General features: G+C 44.6%; 19 protein-coding genes. 2 read left to right on the forward strand and 17 right to left on the reverse strand.

What is annotated here, in order from left to right; all coding sequences use genetic code 11:
* Positions 1-13 precede the first annotated feature (13 nt).
* From QSJ37_RS04915 to yneA, 8 genes are all read right to left on the reverse strand, one after another.
* Positions 14-1,798 carry an ABC transporter ATP-binding protein gene (locus tag QSJ37_RS04915; RefSeq protein ID WP_285754171.1) on the reverse strand — a complete coding sequence of 595 codons (1,785 nt, stop codon included), beginning with the start codon at positions 1,796-1,798 and terminating at the stop codon, positions 14-16.
* Positions 1,780-3,549 (reverse strand): ABC transporter transmembrane domain-containing protein, encoded by a 1,770-nt coding sequence (locus QSJ37_RS04920; protein WP_285754172.1) that lies wholly within the window; start codon positions 3,547-3,549, stop codon positions 1,780-1,782. The genes QSJ37_RS04915 and QSJ37_RS04920 overlap by 19 nt, the downstream gene beginning before the upstream one ends.
* A 113-nt stretch (positions 3,550-3,662) precedes the next feature.
* Complete coding sequence (locus tag QSJ37_RS04925; RefSeq protein WP_015863568.1) at positions 3,663-3,875, reverse strand: YneF family protein; 213 nt, start codon at positions 3,873-3,875, stop codon at positions 3,663-3,665.
* Positions 3,876-3,962: 87 nt separating this feature from the next.
* The gene (gene sirA, locus QSJ37_RS04930; RefSeq protein WP_285754173.1) at positions 3,963-4,400 is read right to left on the reverse strand and encodes a sporulation inhibitor of replication protein SirA; all 438 of its coding nucleotides are present in this window, start codon (positions 4,398-4,400) and stop codon (positions 3,963-3,965) included.
* 155 nt (positions 4,401-4,555) lie between these two features.
* Positions 4,556-6,562 carry a transketolase gene (tkt, locus tag QSJ37_RS04935; RefSeq protein ID WP_285754174.1) on the reverse strand — a complete coding sequence of 669 codons (2,007 nt, stop codon included), beginning with the start codon at positions 6,560-6,562 and terminating at the stop codon, positions 4,556-4,558.
* A 126-nt stretch (positions 6,563-6,688) separates the two neighbouring features.
* Entirely contained in the window at positions 6,689-6,919 is a 231-nt protein-coding gene (locus QSJ37_RS04940) for a DUF896 domain-containing protein (RefSeq protein WP_089097110.1), read from the reverse strand.
* Between the two features lie 206 nt (positions 6,920-7,125).
* Entirely contained in the window at positions 7,126-7,779 is a 654-nt protein-coding gene (locus QSJ37_RS04945; protein ID WP_285754175.1) for a YneB family resolvase-like protein, read from the reverse strand.
* A gap of 18 nt (positions 7,780-7,797) precedes the next feature.
* The gene (gene yneA, locus QSJ37_RS04950; protein WP_285754176.1) at positions 7,798-8,103 is read right to left on the reverse strand and encodes a cell division suppressor protein YneA; all 306 of its coding nucleotides are present in this window, start codon (positions 8,101-8,103) and stop codon (positions 7,798-7,800) included.
* A gap of 152 nt (positions 8,104-8,255) precedes the next feature.
* On the opposite strand from yneA, the gene lexA reads away from it, so the two are divergent.
* Positions 8,256-8,879 (forward strand): transcriptional repressor LexA, encoded by a 624-nt coding sequence (gene lexA, locus QSJ37_RS04955; protein ID WP_285754177.1) that lies wholly within the window; start codon positions 8,256-8,258, stop codon positions 8,877-8,879.
* A gap of 53 nt (positions 8,880-8,932) precedes the next feature.
* On the opposite strand, the gene glnA is transcribed toward lexA, so the two are convergent.
* From glnA to hflX, 4 genes are all read right to left on the reverse strand, one after another.
* The gene (gene glnA, locus QSJ37_RS04960) at positions 8,933-10,267 is read right to left on the reverse strand and encodes a type I glutamate--ammonia ligase (RefSeq protein ID WP_285754178.1); all 1,335 of its coding nucleotides are present in this window, start codon (positions 10,265-10,267) and stop codon (positions 8,933-8,935) included.
* A gap of 43 nt (positions 10,268-10,310) precedes the next feature.
* A complete protein-coding gene (locus QSJ37_RS04965; RefSeq protein ID WP_285754179.1) occupies positions 10,311-10,715 on the reverse strand; it encodes a MerR family transcriptional regulator in 405 nt (134 codons plus the stop codon).
* Between the two features lie 74 nt (positions 10,716-10,789).
* Positions 10,790-12,058, reverse strand: coding sequence for a methionine gamma-lyase family protein (locus tag QSJ37_RS04970; protein ID WP_285754180.1), 1,269 nt, complete (start codon positions 12,056-12,058; stop codon positions 10,790-10,792).
* A 16-nt stretch (positions 12,059-12,074) separates the two neighbouring features.
* A complete protein-coding gene (gene hflX / locus QSJ37_RS04975; protein ID WP_285754181.1) occupies positions 12,075-13,322 on the reverse strand; it encodes a GTPase HflX in 1,248 nt (415 codons plus the stop codon).
* Positions 13,323-13,501: 179 nt separating this feature from the next.
* Between hflX and QSJ37_RS04980 the strand changes: the two genes are divergently transcribed.
* The gene (locus QSJ37_RS04980; protein WP_285754182.1) at positions 13,502-14,122 is read left to right on the forward strand and encodes a trimeric intracellular cation channel family protein; all 621 of its coding nucleotides are present in this window, start codon (positions 13,502-13,504) and stop codon (positions 14,120-14,122) included.
* Between the two features lie 33 nt (positions 14,123-14,155).
* Here the strand turns inward: QSJ37_RS04980 and QSJ37_RS04985 are convergent, their stop codons facing one another.
* The 5 genes from QSJ37_RS04985 to QSJ37_RS05005 form a co-directional block, all read right to left on the reverse strand.
* Positions 14,156-15,304, reverse strand: coding sequence for a thiolase family protein (locus QSJ37_RS04985; RefSeq protein ID WP_285754183.1), 1,149 nt, complete (start codon positions 15,302-15,304; stop codon positions 14,156-14,158).
* An 18-nt stretch (positions 15,305-15,322) separates the two neighbouring features.
* The gene (locus QSJ37_RS04990; protein WP_285754184.1) at positions 15,323-16,174 is read right to left on the reverse strand and encodes a 3-hydroxyacyl-CoA dehydrogenase family protein; all 852 of its coding nucleotides are present in this window, start codon (positions 16,172-16,174) and stop codon (positions 15,323-15,325) included.
* Between the two features lie 61 nt (positions 16,175-16,235).
* On the reverse strand, positions 16,236-17,855 hold the full coding sequence (locus QSJ37_RS04995) for a long-chain fatty acid--CoA ligase (protein ID WP_285754757.1): 1,620 nt from the start codon (positions 17,853-17,855) through the stop codon (positions 16,236-16,238).
* 6 nt (positions 17,856-17,861) lie between these two features.
* Complete coding sequence (locus QSJ37_RS05000) at positions 17,862-18,938, reverse strand: CaiB/BaiF CoA transferase family protein (protein WP_285754185.1); 1,077 nt, start codon at positions 18,936-18,938, stop codon at positions 17,862-17,864.
* Between the two features lie 15 nt (positions 18,939-18,953).
* Positions 18,954-20,099, reverse strand: coding sequence for an acyl-CoA dehydrogenase family protein (locus tag QSJ37_RS05005; protein WP_285754186.1), 1,146 nt, complete (start codon positions 20,097-20,099; stop codon positions 18,954-18,956).
* Positions 20,100-20,106: the final 7 nt, after the last annotated feature.

Raw genomic sequence — 20,106 nt, forward strand, 5'->3', positions numbered from 1 at the left:
GAGAAGCGCTTTTTTACGCATATTCTTCGACATCTATTAGTCCGTTTTGCAATAAATACATTTTATAATATAACCCTTTTTGTGCTAGCAACTCTTGATGTGTTCCCCTCTCCACAATTTCCCCGCGATGAAGGACGAGAATTTGGTCAGCATCTTGAATCGTGGAAAGACGGTGGGCAATCGCAATCGTCGTTCGACCTTTCCGCATTTTTGCGAGCGCTTCTTGGATCGCTTCTTCTGTTTCTGTATCGATATTGGCAGTCGCTTCATCCAACACGAGTATTTTTGGATTTACCGCAATGGTTCGGGCAAACGAAATTAACTGCCGCTGCCCACTAGAAAAAGTAGATCCTCTTTCTACTACTTGGTGATCGTATTTGTCCGGAAGTTTTTCAATAAATGAGTCCGCCTGCACGAAACGAGCAGCGCTTTTCACCTGTTCATCCGTTAAAGATTGGTTGTACATGCGAATGTTGTCTTTAATGGTTCCATAAAACAAAAATGGATCTTGTAGAACGAGGCCGATATTTTTACGGAGCTCTTCCTTCGTGTAATCGCGAATCGATACACCATCAATGAGAATATCACCGCGGTCAAATTCGTAAAACCGCATTAACAAATTAATAATCGAGCTTTTTCCGCTGCCGGTATGACCAACAAGCGCAACGGTCTCACCTGGTTTGGCGGCAAACGAAATATGCTTGAGCACATCCCGTTTTCCGTCATACGAAAAACTAACATCGCGAAACTCAATCTTACCTTCTGTAATCGATGCTTTCGATTTTTCCGCGTTCTTCGGCGCCAACTCTTCATGATCAAGAAGCGCAAATACGCGTGAAGCGGAAACGATTGCCTGCTGATATAGGGAAAGACGCATCATCATTTGCGTCACTGGTTCAAAAAAACGCTCCAAATAGTTGACAAACGCATACAACACCCCGATCTCCACCGGGCTTTCCATCGCGGAAATTCCAAAAAAGCTAAGAACAACCATAATCGATACGATGTAAACGAAATCGATCGCAGGACGCAATAACAAACCGTCGATTTTAATATTTTTCATGCCTGCGGCGTAATGTTTGTCGTTAATTTGCGAAAATTCTTCGCGAAGCCGTTTTTGCTGGCGAAACACTTGAATAACTGCCATCCCTTGCAACGATTCGTTTAGTTTCGCATTTAATTCGCTGAGACGTTCACGCATGTCTTTATAAAAAATCGAGCTGTAATGACGATACAATTTCATAATCCAAATAATAACCGGCAAGATAAATAAACAATATACGGCTAGTTGTACGTTTAACGCAAACATCGCAATAAATACGCCAATCACAAATACGCCATTTTGAATAAAAGCGGCAAGTACACTAACAAACATGTCTTTGATCGCTTCCGTATCGTTCGTCACGCGCGACACAATGCTTCCGCCTGGCGTCTGATCAAAATAGCGCATCCCGAGCTGGTGCACTTTCGTAAACACGTCCATCCTTAGCGCCTGGATGACCTTTAACGCCAGTTCTTGAAATTTAACGAGTTGAAAGTAGGAAATGATCGTTTTAAGGAGCAAAACACCGATATATGCTGCCGAAAGCCAAAATAGTGGCGCAAAATCAAGGCGCCGCGGTGTTAAATAATCGTCGATAAATATTTTTACTAAATACGGTCCGATGAGTTCTCCGGCCGTTGCCAGCACAAGCAATATAAAGGCAAGCATGGTATCTTGTTTGTATAATTTCATGTACGATAACAATCTCCATAAAACTTGCCGTTGTTCTTTTGGTGTTAACGATTTATTTTCCATACTTCCCCTCCCTGTTCCACTAATGACTCAAGCTGTTGCCGTTCATACATATTGCGGTACCAGCCGCCTTCTCTCATTAGTTCTTCGTGTGTTCCCATTTGCGCGATGCACCCTTCTTCTAACACAAGAATTAAATCAGCGTGCTGAATCGCGCTAAGCCGATGTGCGGTAATAATCGTCGTTTTTCCAGCGCGATTTTCTTTTAAAGCTGTCAAAATCCGCTCTTCCGTTTTAGCATCCACCGCTGATAACGAATCATCTAAAATAAGCACTTCCGGATTTAAAAGTAAAGCACGAGCGATCGAAATGCGCTGCTTTTGTCCGCCGGAAAGCGAAACTCCTCTTTCCCCAACAATCGTTTCATAGCCGTCGGCAAACTGTTCGATATCCTCGTGAATATTCGCTAATTTTGCCGCTTTTATCACATCTTCTTCACTCGCTTCCGGGCAGGCAAATGCAATATTTTCCCGCACCGTAGCAGAAAACAAAAAATGGTCTTGCGGTACATAGCCAATCGACGAACGAAGCGCATGTAATGTATATTCGCTAATTTCGTGATCTCCGAAACGAATTTCCCCATCGTATTGATCAAACTCGCGAATCAATAGCTTAAGCAGCGTCGTCTTTCCCGCCCCTGTCTTTCCGACGATGCCAAGCGTCTGACCCCGCCGTAAGTGAAAGCGAATATTCCGTAAAACAGGTTTTTCTTCATTCGGATACGTAAATTGTTGAATATCGTAAACAATATCCCCTGTTGGAGGGGTAGCAATCGCATTTTCCGCCTCTTGAATTTCCTCTTTCTCGTCAAGCAGCGCTCGGACACGGTCATACGATGCCCGCCCGCGCTCGACAATGTTAAACAGCCAACCAAACGCCAACATCGGCCAAATTAACAAACCGAGATACGTCGTAAACGATACGAGCTTGCCGATGGTTAATTCACCGGCAAGGACCATCTTTGCGCCGAACATAACGGCTAAGAAAAACGAAATGCCAACGATCAATGAAATCGTCGGGTCAAACAGAGCATCGATTCTCGCAACCGCCATGTTTTTCGAAACGACATCTTCCGACTGCTTGCGAAATGAATCAATGTCGTCTTGCTCATAGCCAAACGCTTTGATTACACGAATTCCACTTATGCTTTCTTGTACTTTATCGTTTAAGGAAGAAAATGCTTCCTGCGCCTTTAAAAACCGCTGATGCAGAAGCGTGCCATAGCGGCTTGTCGCAATCGCCATAATCGGCATCGGCAATAAACTAATGATCGTTAATTTCCAACTTATCGTAAATGCCATCGTCGCCAGCACGAAACTGCCTAACGCCAATGAATCGACAAGCGTCAATATCCCGATTCCAGCTGTTTGTTGAATTGCTTGTAAATCGTTTGTCGCATGTGCCATTAAATCACCGATACGTTTCCGTTGGTAAAAAGACGGCGACATTTTCGTAAAATGGGCATACAGCTCATTGCGAAGCTGCCGCGATAACTTCACAGCCGAACCAAAAATTAAAATGCGCCACCAATAACGCAATACATATAGGACGATGGCAACAACAAGCAAAGTAACCATCCAGCGAATGAGAATTGCTTTTGTAATCGTTCCTTCTTTTATATGATCAATCATAATTCCGATGACTTTCGGCGGAATCGTTTCGAAAAAAGCAACGATCAAAAGTACAATAATTCCTGTTATATATGCTTTTTTCTCCTGACGAAAAAACCAAAATAAATCACGAAATACCGTCATCGAACCTCTCCCATCGTCACGTAAAATGCGCTATATTATTGTAGCAAAAATAAAAAAATTTTGAAAGTTTATTTAAAATAAAAAGACACTCCGTTCCGAGTGCCTGTCCGTGTTTATTTTAGCTGATTGTTCATCATTTTCATCATTTGATTGATTTTTTTCTGGGATGGTGTCATCCCCATTTGCATCATCATCATCCGAATCATTTGTTCATTAATTGGCGGGTTTTTCTTTAAGTAGTTCATCATCGTTTTACGGGCAATGAAAAATCCTAGCGCTGTTCCTGCAATAAGCGCTAGAACACCAACGAGAATCGTTGTCCACATACTATTACTTCCTCCTTCGTGTTGTCTATCTAACAGTGTACTAAACCATGTGGTATTATACAATATTTCCTTACAAAAATCTTTTATTTACGCAAATTTTCTTCCGCCCATCAACGGAGTCAGCCAACCATAGTCGTCAAAATCAGCGCCGACCGCTAAAAAAGAAGGGGAAATTTGCGCAAGCGCGCGAAAAATGTCGTCAGCGATCGATGAACTGTCGGTGACGAGAAGTAGGCGGCGCTTTTGCACGATAAGCAGCGCTTCATCCTCGATTTCATTTTTCAATATAAACATATTGCGCTCTAAATTTTTGCCGACGTTGCCGGAAAAATATTGTTTCAATCCTAATTCCAATCGGGAAAACGATAACCGTTCGGTAATAAATTCGACTTGTTTTCGACAAATGCTTTTCAACGGCGCTTTCGCGCATTGATGCTCACGCAATAGTCCGACAATCTTTTCCGTACGATCGCGATAATAGCTTGCCACTTCTTCATTTAGCAAATAAATCCAATAGCGTACCATTTCCCATCCCCCGTTCCTTCTATTCGTTTATTTCTATTATAAGAAAACAAAAGGGAAAAATATGTCTATTAACGGAAAATTTTTTTGCTAACATTGTCGATTTTTCACATAACAAAAGCTGTCTCCACCGAAAAGGCGAAGACAGCTTTTTCTTGTTATTTGTCAAGCAATGCTTTTACTCGTTTAACCACATTTTCTACTGTAAATCCGTATTCTTCCATGATTTTTTCTCCTGGTGCGGAAGCTCCGAAGCGGTCGATGGCTAAAATATCGCCTTCATCACCGACATAACGCTCCCAACCGAGCGAAGCTGCCATTTCAATAGCTAAACGTTTTTTCACTGCACGCGGAAGCACTTGTTGTTTATACTCATCCGGTTGTTTTTCAAAACGATCCCATGATGGCATGCTGATGACGGAAACGTGAATGCCTTCTTCCGCTAATGCTTGTTGTGCTTTCACCGCAAGGCTTACCTCAGATCCAGACGCAAGCAATAATGCTTCTGGATTGCCGTTTTTCGCCTCAGATAGGACATAAGCACCTTTTTTCACGCCCTCGTATGCCCGTTCTGCCGTATTTGGCAATGTCGGGACATTTTGCCGCGTTAACACTAATGCGGTCGGTTGATCGGTTGACTCTACGGCTAAACGCCATGCAGCCGCCGTTTCATTCGCATCAGCCGGGCGAATGACTGATAAATTCGGCATCGCGCGCAACGATGGCAAATGCTCAATTGGCTCATGCGTCGGCCCGTCTTCGCCAACAGCGATGCTGTCATGCGTAAGAACGTACGTCACTGGCAAGCCCATTAATGCAGCGAGACGGATGGCAGGGCGCAAATAATCAGAGAAAACAAAGAACGTACCGCCGAATACTTTTAGACCGCCATGTAATGCCATTCCGTTCATTGCTGCGCCCATCGCAAATTCACGCACGCCAAACCAAATGTTTCGCCCTTCATAGCTTTCTGGAGTAAAGTTTCCGGCGCCTTTAATTAATGTTTTATTGGAACTTGCAAGGTCGGCTGAACCGCCGATCAATTGCGGAACCGTTTTAGCAATTGCGTTTAGCACTTCTCCAGAAGATGCGCGTGTTGCCAGGCTTTTTCCTTCTTCATATACCGGAAGAGCTTTTTCCCATCCTTCTGGAAGTTCTCCGTTCATCGCTAATTTCAATTGTTTCGCCAAATCCGGATACGCTTTTTCGTACTGGGCAAATAGTTCATTCCATTCCGCTTCTTTTTTCTCTCCCGCTTCTTTTACTACTTGACGGAAGTGATCATATACTTCTTGCGGAACGTAAAAATCTTCTTCAAATGTCCATTTATACGCTTCTTTCGTAAGTTTTAACTCTTCCGCCCCAAGCGGAGCGCCGTGTACGTTAGATGTTCCGGCTTTATTTGGCGAACCGTAGCCAATGGTCGTTTTCACTTCAATCAATGTCGGACGAGTCGTGTCCGCTTTCGCTTCTTCAATGGCTTTAGCGATTTCCTCAATATTATTTCCATCTTCTACGCGCAAATATTGCCAGCCGTACGCTTTAAAGCGCTGTTCTACATTTTCAGAAAAGGAAAGGTTTAATTCTCCGTCAAGCGAAATATCGTTCGAGTCATAAAGAACGATAAGGCGGCCGAGTTTTAAATGTCCAGCTAATGATGCAGCTTCAGATGCAACCCCTTCCATTAAGTCGCCATCGCCGCAAATCGCATACGTATAGTGGTTTATAATTTCAAAATTTTCCCGGTTATATGTAGCTGCTAAATGGCGCTCTGCCATTGCCATACCAACGGCCATTGCAATCCCCTGGCCGAGCGGACCAGTCGTTGCTTCTACCCCTGGTGTATGACCATATTCTGGATGTCCTGGCGTTTTGCTGCCCCATTGACGGAATTGTTTAATATCTTCCATGGAAACATCGTAACCGCTTAAATGAAGCAGGCTGTATAACAGCATCGATCCATGCCCTGCGGATAACACGAATCTGTCGCGGTTAAACCATTTCGGATTGCTTGGATTGTGATTCATAAATTTCGTCCAAAGTGTATATGCCATCGGTGCCGCTCCCATCGGCATTCCTGGATGACCGGATTTCGCTTTCTCGATGGCATCGATCGACAATGTTCGAATCGTCGTAATCGCTAATTCTTCGATTGTATGCGTCATGTTTTTCATCCTTTCATCAACGTAGTGTCAATTCTATCATATAGAAAATGAAAGGAAATGTACAACTTATTTCTTTAGTTTATAAAAGAAAGCATCTTTATGTTTTAAGATGCTTTCTTTTGCCTTTTAATGAAACCGGCTTTTTTGACTTTCTTTTAATTTTTTTGGTGTCACATCATTGCCATTGGGATCGATAACCGTTACGGAATGCAACATATCCTCCATCGCTTTGCGAAACACTTGGATGTATTCGCGGCGAAGCTGCTGCTGTTCAAGCGCTTCTTCCTTTGTTAAACCAGATGATTTCGCCTTTTTGGCCAACTCGTTAATTCGTGCCATTTTTTGCTTTGATAACATGTTTGCCTCCACCTATTATTGTATTGTTACGCTCTCATCTTATAGGACATAAATAGAAATCGCAACTATCTTGCTTCATCACACGCTTGGGCATATTGCGACAAGACGTTTAAAATCCATGAATGCAAAAAGATCCGCCGCAAACGAAGAACGGATGCATCTTTATATAAAAAAGCAACGGAAAAGATTGTTTATTAACGATACTTTCATATGGACGATGAATGAGAATCCACATATTCTCGATAGCGGCGGTGAACGGTCGCTTTCGAAACATCGTAACCAAACCCGCGCAATGTCGCAGCAATTTCCGCAAACGTCAAACCGTTATGGCGAAGGCGGACGATTTCTTCGACAGGGAGATCGATTCGCTCCCTCCCAGCATTTTCGCCAATGTGCTTTAAATTTCGCTCAGGCCGGTACCCCTGCTCAATCGCCCGCCTCATTCCGCGCTTAATTTTTAAATTATGTATTTTCCGCTGATACTCTTCGACAATGCTAAGAATGTTTAATACCATCGAATCCGCCTCTGATAGCTGCATTTCGCCGTTATGGGTGATCGTATATATTTTTACTCCCTCTTTTTGAATGCAGTGGAGAAGTGCGATTCTTGCATGGCCGCGTCCCAATCTTGTTTCATCTTGGATAAGAAGCGCATCAATCCGCTGCTCTTTCAACGTGGAAAGCAAGTCAAACACACCGTCTCTGTCTACTTCATAGCCGCTTGCTTGTTCCATAATGACTTTCACTACTTCAAAGCCGTGCTTTTCCGCAAGAAGCTCCAGCTCTTCTCTCTGGCGTTCCAGCGATGTCTCCTGCTCTCCCTTATCTGTGCTGACACGACAGTAAATAACCGCTTTCACTTTAACCACTCCATGATTTTATTTGCTGACGACTAACGATTTGTCTTCTTTTGATTTTAACACAGGAATAACAATTTTTTCACCGGCGACAATTCGTTGGCTCGACAAATGATTGACATCGATCACCCAGTTAATAAATTCCGTTGTCGAAAGTTGATGTTGTCCTTCATATTCCTTTGCCAGCTTCCATAGCGTGTCTCCCGATGCGACCGTAATTTCCATATATTTGTCTTTTTCTATCGGTTTATTCGCGTATAAAAATGCCCCAATTACCATCAATAAAAGCGCCGAAAAAATAATATAATGCACAAACATGCGTTTCATGTTATCCCACCTCTTAAGAATGTTTGTTCGGTTTTATCCTCATTATAATGAGGAACATTTGTTTGTGTCAATATAAATTTCGAACTTATGTTTGTTTTTTTTATGCCTGCATGCTATAATGTAAACAAATGATGTGGTAAGAGGTGTGTAGGATGACGAAACTATCAAAGCGGCAACAGCAAATTTTGGATTTTATTAAAAAAGAAGTAAAAACAAAGGGCTACCCTCCTTCTGTCCGCGAAATCGGCGAAGCAGTCGGACTTGCTTCCAGCTCCACCGTACACGGGCATTTAGCACGTCTCGAAAGCAAAGGATATATTCGCCGCGATCCAACAAAGCCGCGAGCCATTGAAATTTTGGATGCAGATTTTTCTACTTCCAATCAAACAGACGATGTCATCTCAGTGCCGATCATCGGCAAAGTGACGGCCGGTCAGCCGATTACAGCCATTGAAAACATTGAAGATTATTTTCCGCTGCCGAAACGGCTCGTTTCATCGGGAGATCACGTTTTTATGCTTGAAGTGATGGGAGACAGCATGATTGAAGCAGGTATTTTAGATGGAGATTATGTGATTGTGCGCCAACAGCAATCCGCGGATAACGGAGATATCGTTGTAGCAATGACGGAAGACAATGAGGCAACGGTAAAGCGGTTTTTTAAAGAGAAAGATCATATTCGCCTGCAGCCGGAAAACTCTAATTTAGAACCAATTATCGTCCGCGATTGCACGATTCTCGGCAAAGTAATCGGCGTCTATCGCGTCATTCACTAAGCATTTATACAAACAAAGGCTATCTCGCATGAAGCGAGATAGCCTTTTGCCTTTTAATAGAGTTCCATATATTGATCGCGTTCCCATTGATGAACAGCAGTTCGGAACATATCCCATTCGATTTCTTTCGCTTCGACGAAATGTTCGAATAGATGTTTTCCGAGGGCTTGAACGATTACTTCGTCCGATTTTAAGTTTTCGAGCGCTTCCGCCAATGTCGCTGGCAAGTCAACAATTCCTTCTTCTAGGCGTTCTTCTTTTGTCATCACGTAAATGTTGCGGTCCACTGGAGCCGGAGGAGTTAATTTGTTTTTAATTCCGTCTAGTCCAGCTGCTAACAATACCGCCATTGCTAAATAAGGGTTTGCCGATGGATCCACGCTGCGCACCTCAATGCGCGTGCTCATTCCCCGTGAAGCTGGAATACGGATCAGCGGGCTGCGGTTGCGAGCGGACCATGCAACATAACATGGCGCTTCATATCCAGGAACAAGACGTTTGTATGAGTTCACCGTTGGGTTTGTCACTGCCGTAAAGTTTGGCGCATGTTTCAGCACACCGGCAATAAATTGAAGCGCCGTATCGCTTAATTGCAAGTCGCCATTTGGATCGAAAAACGCGTTTTCATTATTTCTAAATAAAGATAAATTGCAGTGCATTCCAGAACCGTTAATGCCGAAGATTGGTTTCGGCATAAATGTCGCGTGAAGACCGTGTTTGCGTGCAATGGTTTTGACAACAAGCTTAAATGTTTGAATGTCGTCGCACGCTTTTACCGCATCGGCGTATTTAAAGTCAATTTCGTGCTGGCCAGGCGCCACTTCATGGTGTGAAGCTTCAATTTCAAATCCCATTTCTTCTAATTCGAGAACGATATCACGACGACAGTTTTCTCCTAAATCGGTTGGCGCCAAGTCAAAATAACCGCCTTGGTCGTTCAATTCAAGGGTAGGACGCCCATTTTCATCGAGTTTAAATAGGAAGAATTCTGGTTCTGCACCTAGATTGAAAGCGGTAAATCCGAGCGCTTCCATCTCTTTTAACATCCGCTTTAAGTTATAGCGCGGACACCCTTCAAACGGAGTACCATCTGCATTATAGATGTCACAAATAAAGCGGGCTACTTTTCCTTTTTCCGCCGTCCATGGGAAAATAACGAACGTATCTAAATCAGGATATAAGTACATATCCGATTCTTCGATACGGACAAATCCTTCGATCGATGAACCGTCGAACATCATTTTGTTGTCTAGCGCTTTTTCTAGCTGGCTGATTGGAATTTCTACGTTTTTGACAGTGCCAAGAATATCGGTAAATTGCAGACGGATATACTTGACGTTTTCTTCTTTGACGATGCGCATAATGTCTTCTCTTGTGTACTTTGCCATTTCTAAACTCCTCCCCGGCTCCCAATTTTATGACGAACGATTATTAATGAAAGAAGCGAGCGAGATCTCCTTGGCGTAGTGATGCACGATGAAATCGGCCCGCTTGCATGAGTTCCGTTCGCAAAATTTCGCGCAATTCCTCATCGGATAATCTTTGGTTCACCACTTTTTCCACTTTTTCCGTTTGTTCTTTATTCTTATCCGATTGTCGCGCTGCAAAAATTTGCTTGATGCCGGCCAAGTTTACTCCCTGATCAATCAAGTCCTTAATTTCAAGAAGACGATCGATATCGTTTAGTGAAAATAAACGGCGATTCCCTTCTGTGCGTGCTGGAGAAACAAGGCCATGCTCCTCGTAATAACGGATTTGACGGGCAGACAATTCTGTTAATTGCATCACTATCCCAATCGGAAACAATGGCATGGAACGACGAATATTGCTATTCATGCCAATTCCTCCTCGCTTATGATATTTAATTTTACATCACGTTAGAATATATGTCAATGAAATGTTAGATTTCCTTACAAAGAAATTAATCGTTTTTCCATTAGCTGATCAATCGCCGTACAAATAGCGATTTTCACATGAGAATATGTTAATCCTCCTTGTACATAAGCAACATATGGAGGCCGAATCGGACCGTCCGCAGTTAATTCAATGCTCGCTCCTTGAATAAACGTTCCTGCCGCCATAATGACGTCGTCTTCATAGCCGGGCATATAGCTTGGGTACGGAGTAAAATGTGCGTTTACCGGAGAGGAAAATTGTATCGCTTGGCAAAACGCGATCATTTGTTCTGGATCCTCAAATTGTACTGACTGAACTAAATCAGTCCGCTTCGCATCCCAAGACGGCTGCGTGTTTAAACCAATTCGTTCAAGCATCGCCGCTGTAAAAACCGCTCCTTTTAACGCTTGGCCAACGATATGAGGGGCTAAGAAAAACCCTTGATACATTTCATGTAAGCTATATAAAGTAGGGCCCGCTTCGGCGCCGATGCCCGGAGAAGTCATGCGATACGAGCATGCCTGCACATATTGTTTTTTTCCAACGATATATCCTCCCGTTTTCGCAAGTCCTCCGCCGGGATTTTTAATCAGCGATCCCGCCATTAAGTCTGCACCAACGTGGCATGGTTCTTTTTCTTCGACAAATTCGCCATAACAATTGTCGACGAAGACAACGACATCCGGCTTGATCGCTTTTACAAACGAGATCATTTCGCTTATTTCTTCAATCGTAAATGATGGCCGCGTAGCATATCCTCTCGAACGCTGAATGCCGATCATTTTTGTCCGCTCATTAATCGCGTTTTTGACAGCATCAAAGTCAACTCGGCCTTCTGTTGTCAGCGGCACACTTTGATAATGAATATGAAATTCTTTTAATGAGCCGACACCGCTGCCGCGAATGCCAACAATTTCTTCTAACGTATCATATGGGTTTCCGGTAATATAAAGCAGCTCATCGCCCGGTCTGAGAATGCCGAATAAAGCAATGGAAATCGCATGTGTTCCTGAAATAATTTGCGGGCGGACAATTCCCGCTTCGGCGCCGAATACGTCCGCATATATTTGTTCGAGCGTATCTCGGCCGATGTCATCATATCCATACCCTGTTGATGGAATGAAATGACTGTCACTCACTTTATGACGCCGAAAACTTTCTAATACCCGATATTGATTAATATCGATCCGTTCATCAATTTCTTTGTGGATTGGTGCAATTTGTGCTTCGATTTCTTTCACCAGTGCAGAGATTTTTTCTCCATGTCGTAACTGTGTGAACATATGATGACCCTTTCTATTATTGATATTGTCGCAATTGTCCATATAACGGATGTTTTGGCATCATATAGCCTTTACATTCATACATACCGCTTTCTTCATTATAATGCAACTCACGTAAAATCGTTTCCGCTTTTAACTGAGCAAGCAGTCTCCCCTCATTGCTCGGAATCGATACATGATAATAAACCATTTGCTTCATCATCGTCTCTTCGATAAATTGCCGCAGTCTGTGTAAATCGTGCTCGTTAAAAGCGCTGATGATAATTGCATCTGTTTTTGTACTTGGCACAAAGTTGCGATGAGCAATATCCCGTTTGTTGTAGATGGTAACGATCGGAATGGAGGAGACGCCCAGCTCATCGAGCAATTCGTAAACCGTCTGTTCATGATTGTAATAATCTGGATTCGATGAATCGACAACGTGCAAAATTAAGTCTGCTTCTTTTACCTCCTCGAGCGTGGAACGAAACGCCGCTACTAACGTTGTCGGCAAATCTTGAATAAAACCGACCGTATCCGTTAAGAGCGCGGTATAGCCGCTTGGAAGTGTTATTTTTCTCGTCAGCGGGTCAAGGGTGGCAAACAATAAATTTTCTTCGAATGAATCCGCATCAGTCAAGCGATTAAACAGCGTCGATTTTCCCGCGTTCGTATAACCGACAAGAGAAATTTGAAAAACGTGATTTTTTTTGCGGCGTTCCCGGTATCGCTCGCGATGTTCGGCAACCAATTTCAATTGTGTTTTAATTTCATCGATGCGCCGATAAATATGCCGGCGGTCCGTTTCTAACTTTGTTTCCCCCGGTCCTCTTGTTCCGATCCCGCCGCCAAGGCGAGACAACTCCGCTCCTTGTCCGCTTAAACGCGGCAATAAATATTGCAATTGAGCAAGCTCTACTTGCAGTTTTCCCTCTTTGGAACGTGCGCGTTGCGCGAATATATCTAAAATAAGCTGTGTCCGGTCAATAATGCGTACGGATAGCTGCCTTGACAAGTTACGGTTTTGACTCGGTGATAATTCATCATTAAAAATAACGACATCTGGCTCTAATTGTTCGACAAGGTGAGCAAGTTCTTCTACTTTTCCTTTTCCGATATATGTCGCTGGATGGATCGCTTCCCGCTTTTGCGTAACGGTCATGATGACTTCGCCGTTAGCGGTATGCACTAGCGACGCTAATTCTTCCATGGAATAAAAAAACCGTTCATCATCGATATGGGGAAGTTGACACCCGACTAAAATCACTTTTTCGCGTTCGTTCAATGCAGCACCTTCTTTCCATCAGCGTAACTCAACCTGCATCCATCATAACAAATCTTGCCGCAAATCGCTATTATAACGAGCATACACTTGTCATCATATCGATGTAGTTTGAAGGATTGATTTTCCGTTTATATCACCGTACAATGTTACCGTACAACGAGAATGAAAGGAATGCACTTATGACATGGGAAGTGTTAAGCATCATTGGCACGATTGCCTTTGCGATTAGCGGTGCGATTGTCGCTATGGAAGAAGAGTATGATTTACTTGGCGTTTACATTCTTGGCATCGTCACCGCGTTTGGCGGCGGCGCCATTCGCAATTTGTTAATCGGCGTGCCAGTATCAGCGTTATGGGAGCAAGGAACGTTGTTTCTTATCGCGTTATTGGCAATGACCATCGTTTATTTATTTCCACAAAAAACATTGGTACATTGGAAACGGTGGGGAAATTTTTTTGATGCGCTCGGTCTTTCGGCGTTTGCCATCCAAGGAGCGCTTTATGCTGTAAAAATGAACCATCCGTTAAGCGCGGTGATTGTTGCCGCGGTGCTCACGGGAAGCGGCGGCGGGATTATCCGTGACATCCTTGCCGGCAGAAAACCGCTAGTGCTCCGCTCGGAGATTTACGCGGCATGGGCGATTGTCGCCGGCGCAGCGGTCGGAACAAAACTTGCCTCCACCCCCGTCGAGCTTTATATATTGTTTGTTGTTGTCACGATTTTAAGAATTTTATCGTACACGTATAATTGGAAACTTCCGCATCGTTCATTGCGGAATCAATCCATGGATCAGTACTAAAAAGAACCGGCGCATTGATAGCGCCGGTTTTTGTTACAGCCGTTCGATGATGGTTGCGGTAGCCATCCCGTGACCGATACAAATCGTCAGCAATCCGTATTTGGCATTTCGCCGTTTGAGTTCGTAAACGAGCGATGTCATTAATTTCGCACCGGTCGCTCCTAACGGGTGGCCGAGCGCAATGGCGCCGCCGTTTACGTTCACTTTGGAAAACGGAGCGCCGATTTCCTTTTGCCACGCTAATACAACAGGAGCAAATGCTTCGTTAATTTCGATTAAATCGATATCATCAATCGTTAACCCCGCTTTTTGAAGCACCTTTTTTGTTGCCGGAATCACACCGTCAAGCATATATGTCGGATCGGAGCCGACGACCGTTTGCGCGATGATCTTCGCTTTTGGCGTTACGCCAAGCTTCCACGCTGTTTCTTTTTCCATTAATAGCACCGCAGCCGCCCCATCGCTCATTTGACTCGCATTGCCGGCTGTAATTTTTCCATTTTTACGAAAGACAGGCTGCAGTGAAGCGAGCGCTTCTGGCGATGTATCCCGACGCGGCCCTTCATCTTTTGTTACCATTATGGCGTTCCCTTCTTTATCCAAACCTTCCACAGGCACGATTTCTTGATCAAATATTCCTTGTTCTTGCGCCCGAATCGCGCGCTGATGGCTTTCGTATGCATATGCGTCCAGCTGCTCGCGCGTCAGCCCGTACTTTTCGGCGATTAATTCCGCGGAAATTCCTTGATGAACAAATTCATATTTTTCATGCAGCGACGGCGGAATCGTTTTTTCGTTTCCATCGCTTAAAATCGGCACCTTCGTCATGCTTTCGACGCCGGCAGCAATCGTAATATCCATATCGCCAGAGCGAATTTCTTGGGCAGCAAAATGAATCGCCTGCTGTCCTGACCCGCACATCCGATTGATTTGCACGGCTGGCACTTCGATCGGAAATCCCGCCTCCAGCGCAGCAAGCCGCCCAATATTGTATCCTTGCTCTGCAATGGGCGTGACACATCCCATCACAATATCTTCGACAAGCCGTTTTTCGATTCCCGCTCTTCTTACGACTTCATCGAGCACAATCGCCGCTAAATGAACGGGATGTACGTTGCGGAACACGCCGTTTCGCTTGCCGACTGGCGTGCGCACCGCTTCGACAATGACAACTTCTCTCATCAGTGTTCCTCCTTGCGTCTATTCGTTGTACGTATAAAATCCTTTTCCTGTTTTTCTTCCTAAATGTCCTGCTTCGACAAGCTTGCGCAAAATTTGCGGCGCCCGGAAACGGTCTCCGTAAGCTTCGGTTAAATTTTCGCTAACAAACAGCATTGTGTCTAACCCGACCATATCGGCTAGCTCCAGCGGCCCCATCGGATAGTTCAACCCAAGGCGAACCGCTTTATCAATATCCTCGGCGGATGCGACCCCTTCTTCATACATGCGGATGCACTCGATCATATGTGCGGCAATCGCTCTTGTCGTGACAAACCCTTGTCGGTCTTTGACAACGACCGTTTCTTTGCCGATTTCTTCGGACAACTGTTGAATAGCAGCTACCGTTTCATCCGATGTCGTCTCTCCTTTAACGATTTCAATCAGCTTCATAACAGGGGCCGGATTAAACCAATGCATGCCGATCACTTTATCCGGTCTTGCCGTCGCCGCGGCAATCGCTGTCACGCTTAATTCTGATGTGTTCGTCGCTAAGATGGCCTCCCGCTTCGTATAACGGTCTAACTTCTGAAATACGTCTTTCTTTAACGATAAATCTTCCGGCACCGCTTCAATGACGACATCCGCCTCCTCCACCACTTCTTGCAAATCAGTGCCAGTGCGAATGCGCTGCAACGTTTGCTGCGCATCTTGTTCGGATAATTTTCCCGCTTTCACAAACCGGGACAAGCTTTTTTGAATCGAAGCAAGCCCTTTCTCAAGGGCCTCTTCGGAAATATCGTATAAACGGACGCTTTTTTTCGCCATCGCTACCGACTGGGCAATGCCGCTTCCCATTAATCCAGCACCAACCACTGCAATCGTTTTTGCCATAACGTCCCCTCCATTCAAAGTCGAGTTGATCCGCATCATTTTTGTTAGTAAAACGTTTTCATTATTGAGCATTCGTACTAGAATAATAGTTTTGCAGTTCTTCACGCAGCTTCCGTTTTAAAAATTTCCCGACGCTCGTTTTCGGTATTTCTTTCATAAAGACAATGTCATCCGGCAGCCACCATTTTGTAAACTGCGGCCGCAAAAAGTCATAAAGTTCTTCTTTCGTCACTGTTTTCCCTTCTTTTAAAACGACACATGCAATCGGGCGTTCTTGCCATTTCGGATGCGGCACGGCGACAACCGCCGCTTCAAACACCGCTTCATGCGCCATTAACGCATTTTCTAAATCAACGGAAGAAATCCACTCTCCACCGCTTTTAATCACATCTTTCGTGCGGTCCACAATTTTGACAAACCCTTCTTCATCGACATTGACGACATCCCCTGTATGCAGCCATCCGTCACGGAACGCCTCTTTTGTCCGGTCGTCATTATAATATTCAGCGGCAATCCACGGGCCGCGCAAACATAGCTCACCCATTTCTTTTCCGTCCCAGCGCACCTCCCCGTCCTTGCCAATCACTTTCATTTCCACACCTGGGACAAGAATGCCCTGTTTTGCACGGAATTCTAATTGTTCCTCATAAGGCAAGTTTTGCTGATAGCTTTTTGGACGCGATACTAGAACGAGCGGGCTTGTTTCTGTCATGCCATAGGCGTGAATAAACGGAACTTTATATTTTTCTTCAAACGCGCGGATCACTCCTTTTGGCGCCGCCGAACCGCCGCATACGATCCGCGTTAAACTGCTTACATCATAGTTTCCTTTTTCTAATTCTTGCAACAAACCGAGCCAAATAGTCGGCACTCCCGCAGTCACGGTCACTTTTTCTGTTTCAATTAATTCTGCCAATACTTTCGGCGTAAATGCCGGTCCAGGCATGACTAATGTTGCACCAAACCATGTCGCTGCAAATGGAATGCCCCATGCATTGACATGGAACATCGGTACAACCGGCATCGCTACGTCTTTTTCCGATAATCCTTTTGTATCTGCTAATCCAAGCGCCATGCTGTGCAGTACCGTGCTGCGATGCGTATATACAACCCCTTTTGGATTTCCAGTTGTTGCTGATGTATAACACATTCCGGCCGGCTGGTATTCATCTAGATCTTTTTTAAACGGAAATTTCGGATCTCCTTGTTCCAATAGTTTTTCGTAATGGTAAACCGGAGAAAGAGTCGTTTCTGGAAGCTCTTTGTCATCTGTCATGATGATAAACGCACGAACGTTTGGAATATCCTCTTTCACCGCTTCAATGGACGGAAGCAAATCATCATCAATCAGCAGCACGCGGTCATCAGCATGGTTAATAATATAGGCGATATGCTGCGGCGACAGACGGATATTAATCGTATGCAGCACCGCACCGATTCCTGGTATCGCAAAATACGCTTCCAAATGACGATGATGATTCCAGGCAAACGTCCCGACGCGGTCGCCGACGGAAACGCCCAAGTTTGCCAGTGCGCTGGCAAGCCTTCTTGTCCGCTCACCGATTTCTTTATATGTATGGCGGACAATGCCACGTTTCATACGGGAAACGACTTGTTTAGCCGGAAAGAACATTTCCGCTCTTTCTAACATCATCGAAATGTTTAATGGCACATTCATCATCATGCATCACTCCCTCTTTCGTAATTGGTCTCCATGTTCATTCAGTGACGGCGCCTTTTTTCGTTTTTGTAATAATGTTTCGTCATAACGGATCGCCACTTCTATGCGCCGGCCGGCAATATGAATCATCTTCCGGTAGCTGTCGCTTGCAAATAACGATTTCGCTTCATCTGTTTCCAACACAGGAGCAAGGCAGCAATCGACCGTTTGGCTAAATTCGATCCATTCTTGAAGCGTTTTTGTTTGAAATAGATGAACAATCTCACGAAAAATTGGATTTTCTTCGCTTGCGGGCGAATAATGGTAGGAGATCCATTCTGGCTTTTCGACAGCATGGCAAAAGTTTTCCCAAAATTTTTTCTCAAGCGCCGCAAGGCTCACATATCGTCCATCTTTCGTTTCATACAAGTGGTAACAAACGATCGTGCCGGCAAGCACATCGATGCCGTTTTTTCTCCCTGTATCATGCTCGATGACAAAATGATTCGTCATTATCGAAAGCAATCCATCGACTAACGAAAGATCAATATACGTTCCCTTTCCGGTTCGTTCACGGTGATATAACGCGGCGACGATTTGTTCGACAGCATGGATGCTCCCGATCAAATCGGCAAGCGTAATCGCCGGATGAACAGGGCGCCCGTCTTTGTCTTTTAGCTGCGCCAACACGCCGGTAATCGCCATATAATTTAAATCGTGGCTTCCAAGTAAACTATACTTGCTCTGTTGACCGAAGCCGCTAATCGAACAGTAAATGATCGTTTCGTTGATTGCAGAGACATCTTCGTAACTTAAACCAAGCCGTTTCATCACTCCCGGACGGAAGCTTTCAATGATGACATCGGCCTTGCGGATAAGCTGTTTTGCCATCTGTAAATCTTTTTCGTTTTTTAAGTCAAGGGCAATGCTTTTTTTGCCTGCATTGTTTGCGCGAAACACACACTCCTCCGAAAGTGAACGCATCATATCTCCCGTTTTCGGTTCAATTTTGATGACTTCTGCTCCTAAATCAGCCAAACGCAGGCTGGCGAATGGACCGGGAAGGTAGTGGGAAAAATCGATGACCGTTACTCCGTCTAACACATCGTCACCTTCTTTCTATAAATCTAAGGTTCTTGCAATAATCGTTTTCATCATTTCATTCGTCCCAGCGTAAATCGCGCTGACCGGAATATCTCGGTAGCGTCTAGCAATCTCGTATTCTTCCATATACCCATAGCCGCCATGCAACTGCATGCTTTCCGCAGCGATTCGTTTCGCCATTTCCGTAATCCACCATTTCGCCATCGAAACATGTGTCACCACATTCTTCCCTTGCATATGCTCTTCAATGACACGGTCGACAAACGTTCGGCCAATGGCAATTTCCGTTGCCATTTCGGCAAGTCGGAATTGGACGGTTTGAAACTCGCTAATTCGTTTTCCAAATGCGGACCGCTGCTTTACGTACTGCTTTGTCAATTCAAACATTACTTCCGCTGCCGTTTGCGCGGCAATCGCCACAACAAGCCGTTCTTGCTGCAGCTTTTCCATTAAGTAATAGAATCCTTTTCCTTCTTCTCCAAGCAAGTTTTCTTTTGGCACTTTTGCGTCATTAAAAAACAATTCTGCCGTATCTTGTGCGTGCAGCCCGACTTTGTCAAGCTTTCGTCCGCGCGTAAATCCTGGGGTATCGCGCTCAACAACAAGAAGGCTGATGCCTTTATGCGGTGGTTTAGCATTTGGATTCGTTTTGCAGGCAACGACCACTAAGTCCGCATGAATGCCGTTTGTAATAAACGTTTTTTGCCCGTTGACGATATAGTAATCGCCGTCTTTAATTGCCGTTGTGGAAATCCCCGCCAAATCCGACCCTGCTCCCGGCTCGGTCATCGCGATCGCGGTAATGATTTCACCGGATACACATTTTGGAAGCCACTTTCGCTTTTGTTCTTCCGTACCGTAAGAAGCGAGATACGGAACGACAATATCGTTATGCAAGCCGATGCCGACCATGCTCGCCCCAACTTTTTCTAATTCCTCGTTGATCACTACCGAATACGCAAAATCAGCGTTGAAACCGCCGTACTCCTCATCAACCCACGGACAGAGAAAGCCGTTTTCCCCCATTTTCGTCCAAAACGAACGGGGAATGATTCCTTTCTTTTCCCATTCGTCATAGTATGGGTATGCTTCTTTTTCTAAAAATTTGCGAAAGGCATCACGGAAAATATGATGTTCTTCGCGTAAATATGAGGCTGTCATCACATCC

It is taken from the genome of Parageobacillus sp. G301, assembly GCF_030268025.1.
Taxonomy (GTDB): Bacteria; Bacillota; Bacilli; order Bacillales; family Anoxybacillaceae; genus Parageobacillus_B; species Parageobacillus_B toebii.

Excerpts from the sequence above, each read along its gene's own strand:
- QSJ37_RS04915 (WP_285754171.1), bottom strand. The coding sequence starts at position 1,798 with ATGGAAAATAAATCGTTAACACCAAAAGAACAACGGCAAGTTTTATGG.
- QSJ37_RS04920 (WP_285754172.1), bottom strand. The coding sequence starts at position 3,549 with ATGACGGTATTTCGTGATTTATTTTGGTTTTTTCGTCAGGAGAAAAAA.
- QSJ37_RS04925 (WP_015863568.1), bottom strand. The coding sequence starts at position 3,875 with ATGTGGACAACGATTCTCGTTGGTGTTCTAGCGCTTATTGCAGGAACA.
- sirA (WP_285754173.1), bottom strand. The coding sequence starts at position 4,400 with ATGGTACGCTATTGGATTTATTTGCTAAATGAAGAAGTGGCAAGCTAT.
- tkt (WP_285754174.1), bottom strand. The coding sequence starts at position 6,562 with ATGACGCATACAATCGAAGAATTAGCGATTACGACGATTCGAACATTG.
- QSJ37_RS04940 (WP_089097110.1), bottom strand. The coding sequence starts at position 6,919 with ATGTTATCAAAGCAAAAAATGGCACGAATTAACGAGTTGGCCAAAAAG.
- yneA (WP_285754176.1), bottom strand. The coding sequence starts at position 8,103 with ATGAAACGCATGTTTGTGCATTATATTATTTTTTCGGCGCTTTTATTG.
- lexA (WP_285754177.1), top strand. The coding sequence starts at position 8,256 with ATGACGAAACTATCAAAGCGGCAACAGCAAATTTTGGATTTTATTAAA.
- glnA (WP_285754178.1), bottom strand. The coding sequence starts at position 10,267 with ATGGCAAAGTACACAAGAGAAGACATTATGCGCATCGTCAAAGAAGAA.
- QSJ37_RS04965 (WP_285754179.1), bottom strand. The coding sequence starts at position 10,715 with ATGAATAGCAATATTCGTCGTTCCATGCCATTGTTTCCGATTGGGATA.
- QSJ37_RS04970 (WP_285754180.1), bottom strand. The coding sequence starts at position 12,058 with ATGTTCACACAGTTACGACATGGAGAAAAAATCTCTGCACTGGTGAAA.
- QSJ37_RS04980 (WP_285754182.1), top strand. The coding sequence starts at position 13,502 with ATGACATGGGAAGTGTTAAGCATCATTGGCACGATTGCCTTTGCGATT.
- QSJ37_RS04985 (WP_285754183.1), bottom strand. The coding sequence starts at position 15,304 with ATGAGAGAAGTTGTCATTGTCGAAGCGGTGCGCACGCCAGTCGGCAAG.
- QSJ37_RS04990 (WP_285754184.1), bottom strand. The coding sequence starts at position 16,174 with ATGGCAAAAACGATTGCAGTGGTTGGTGCTGGATTAATGGGAAGCGGC.
- QSJ37_RS04995 (WP_285754757.1), bottom strand. The coding sequence starts at position 17,855 with ATGATGAATGTGCCATTAAACATTTCGATGATGTTAGAAAGAGCGGAA.
- QSJ37_RS05005 (WP_285754186.1), bottom strand. The coding sequence starts at position 20,099 with ATGACAGCCTCATATTTACGCGAAGAACATCATATTTTCCGTGATGCC.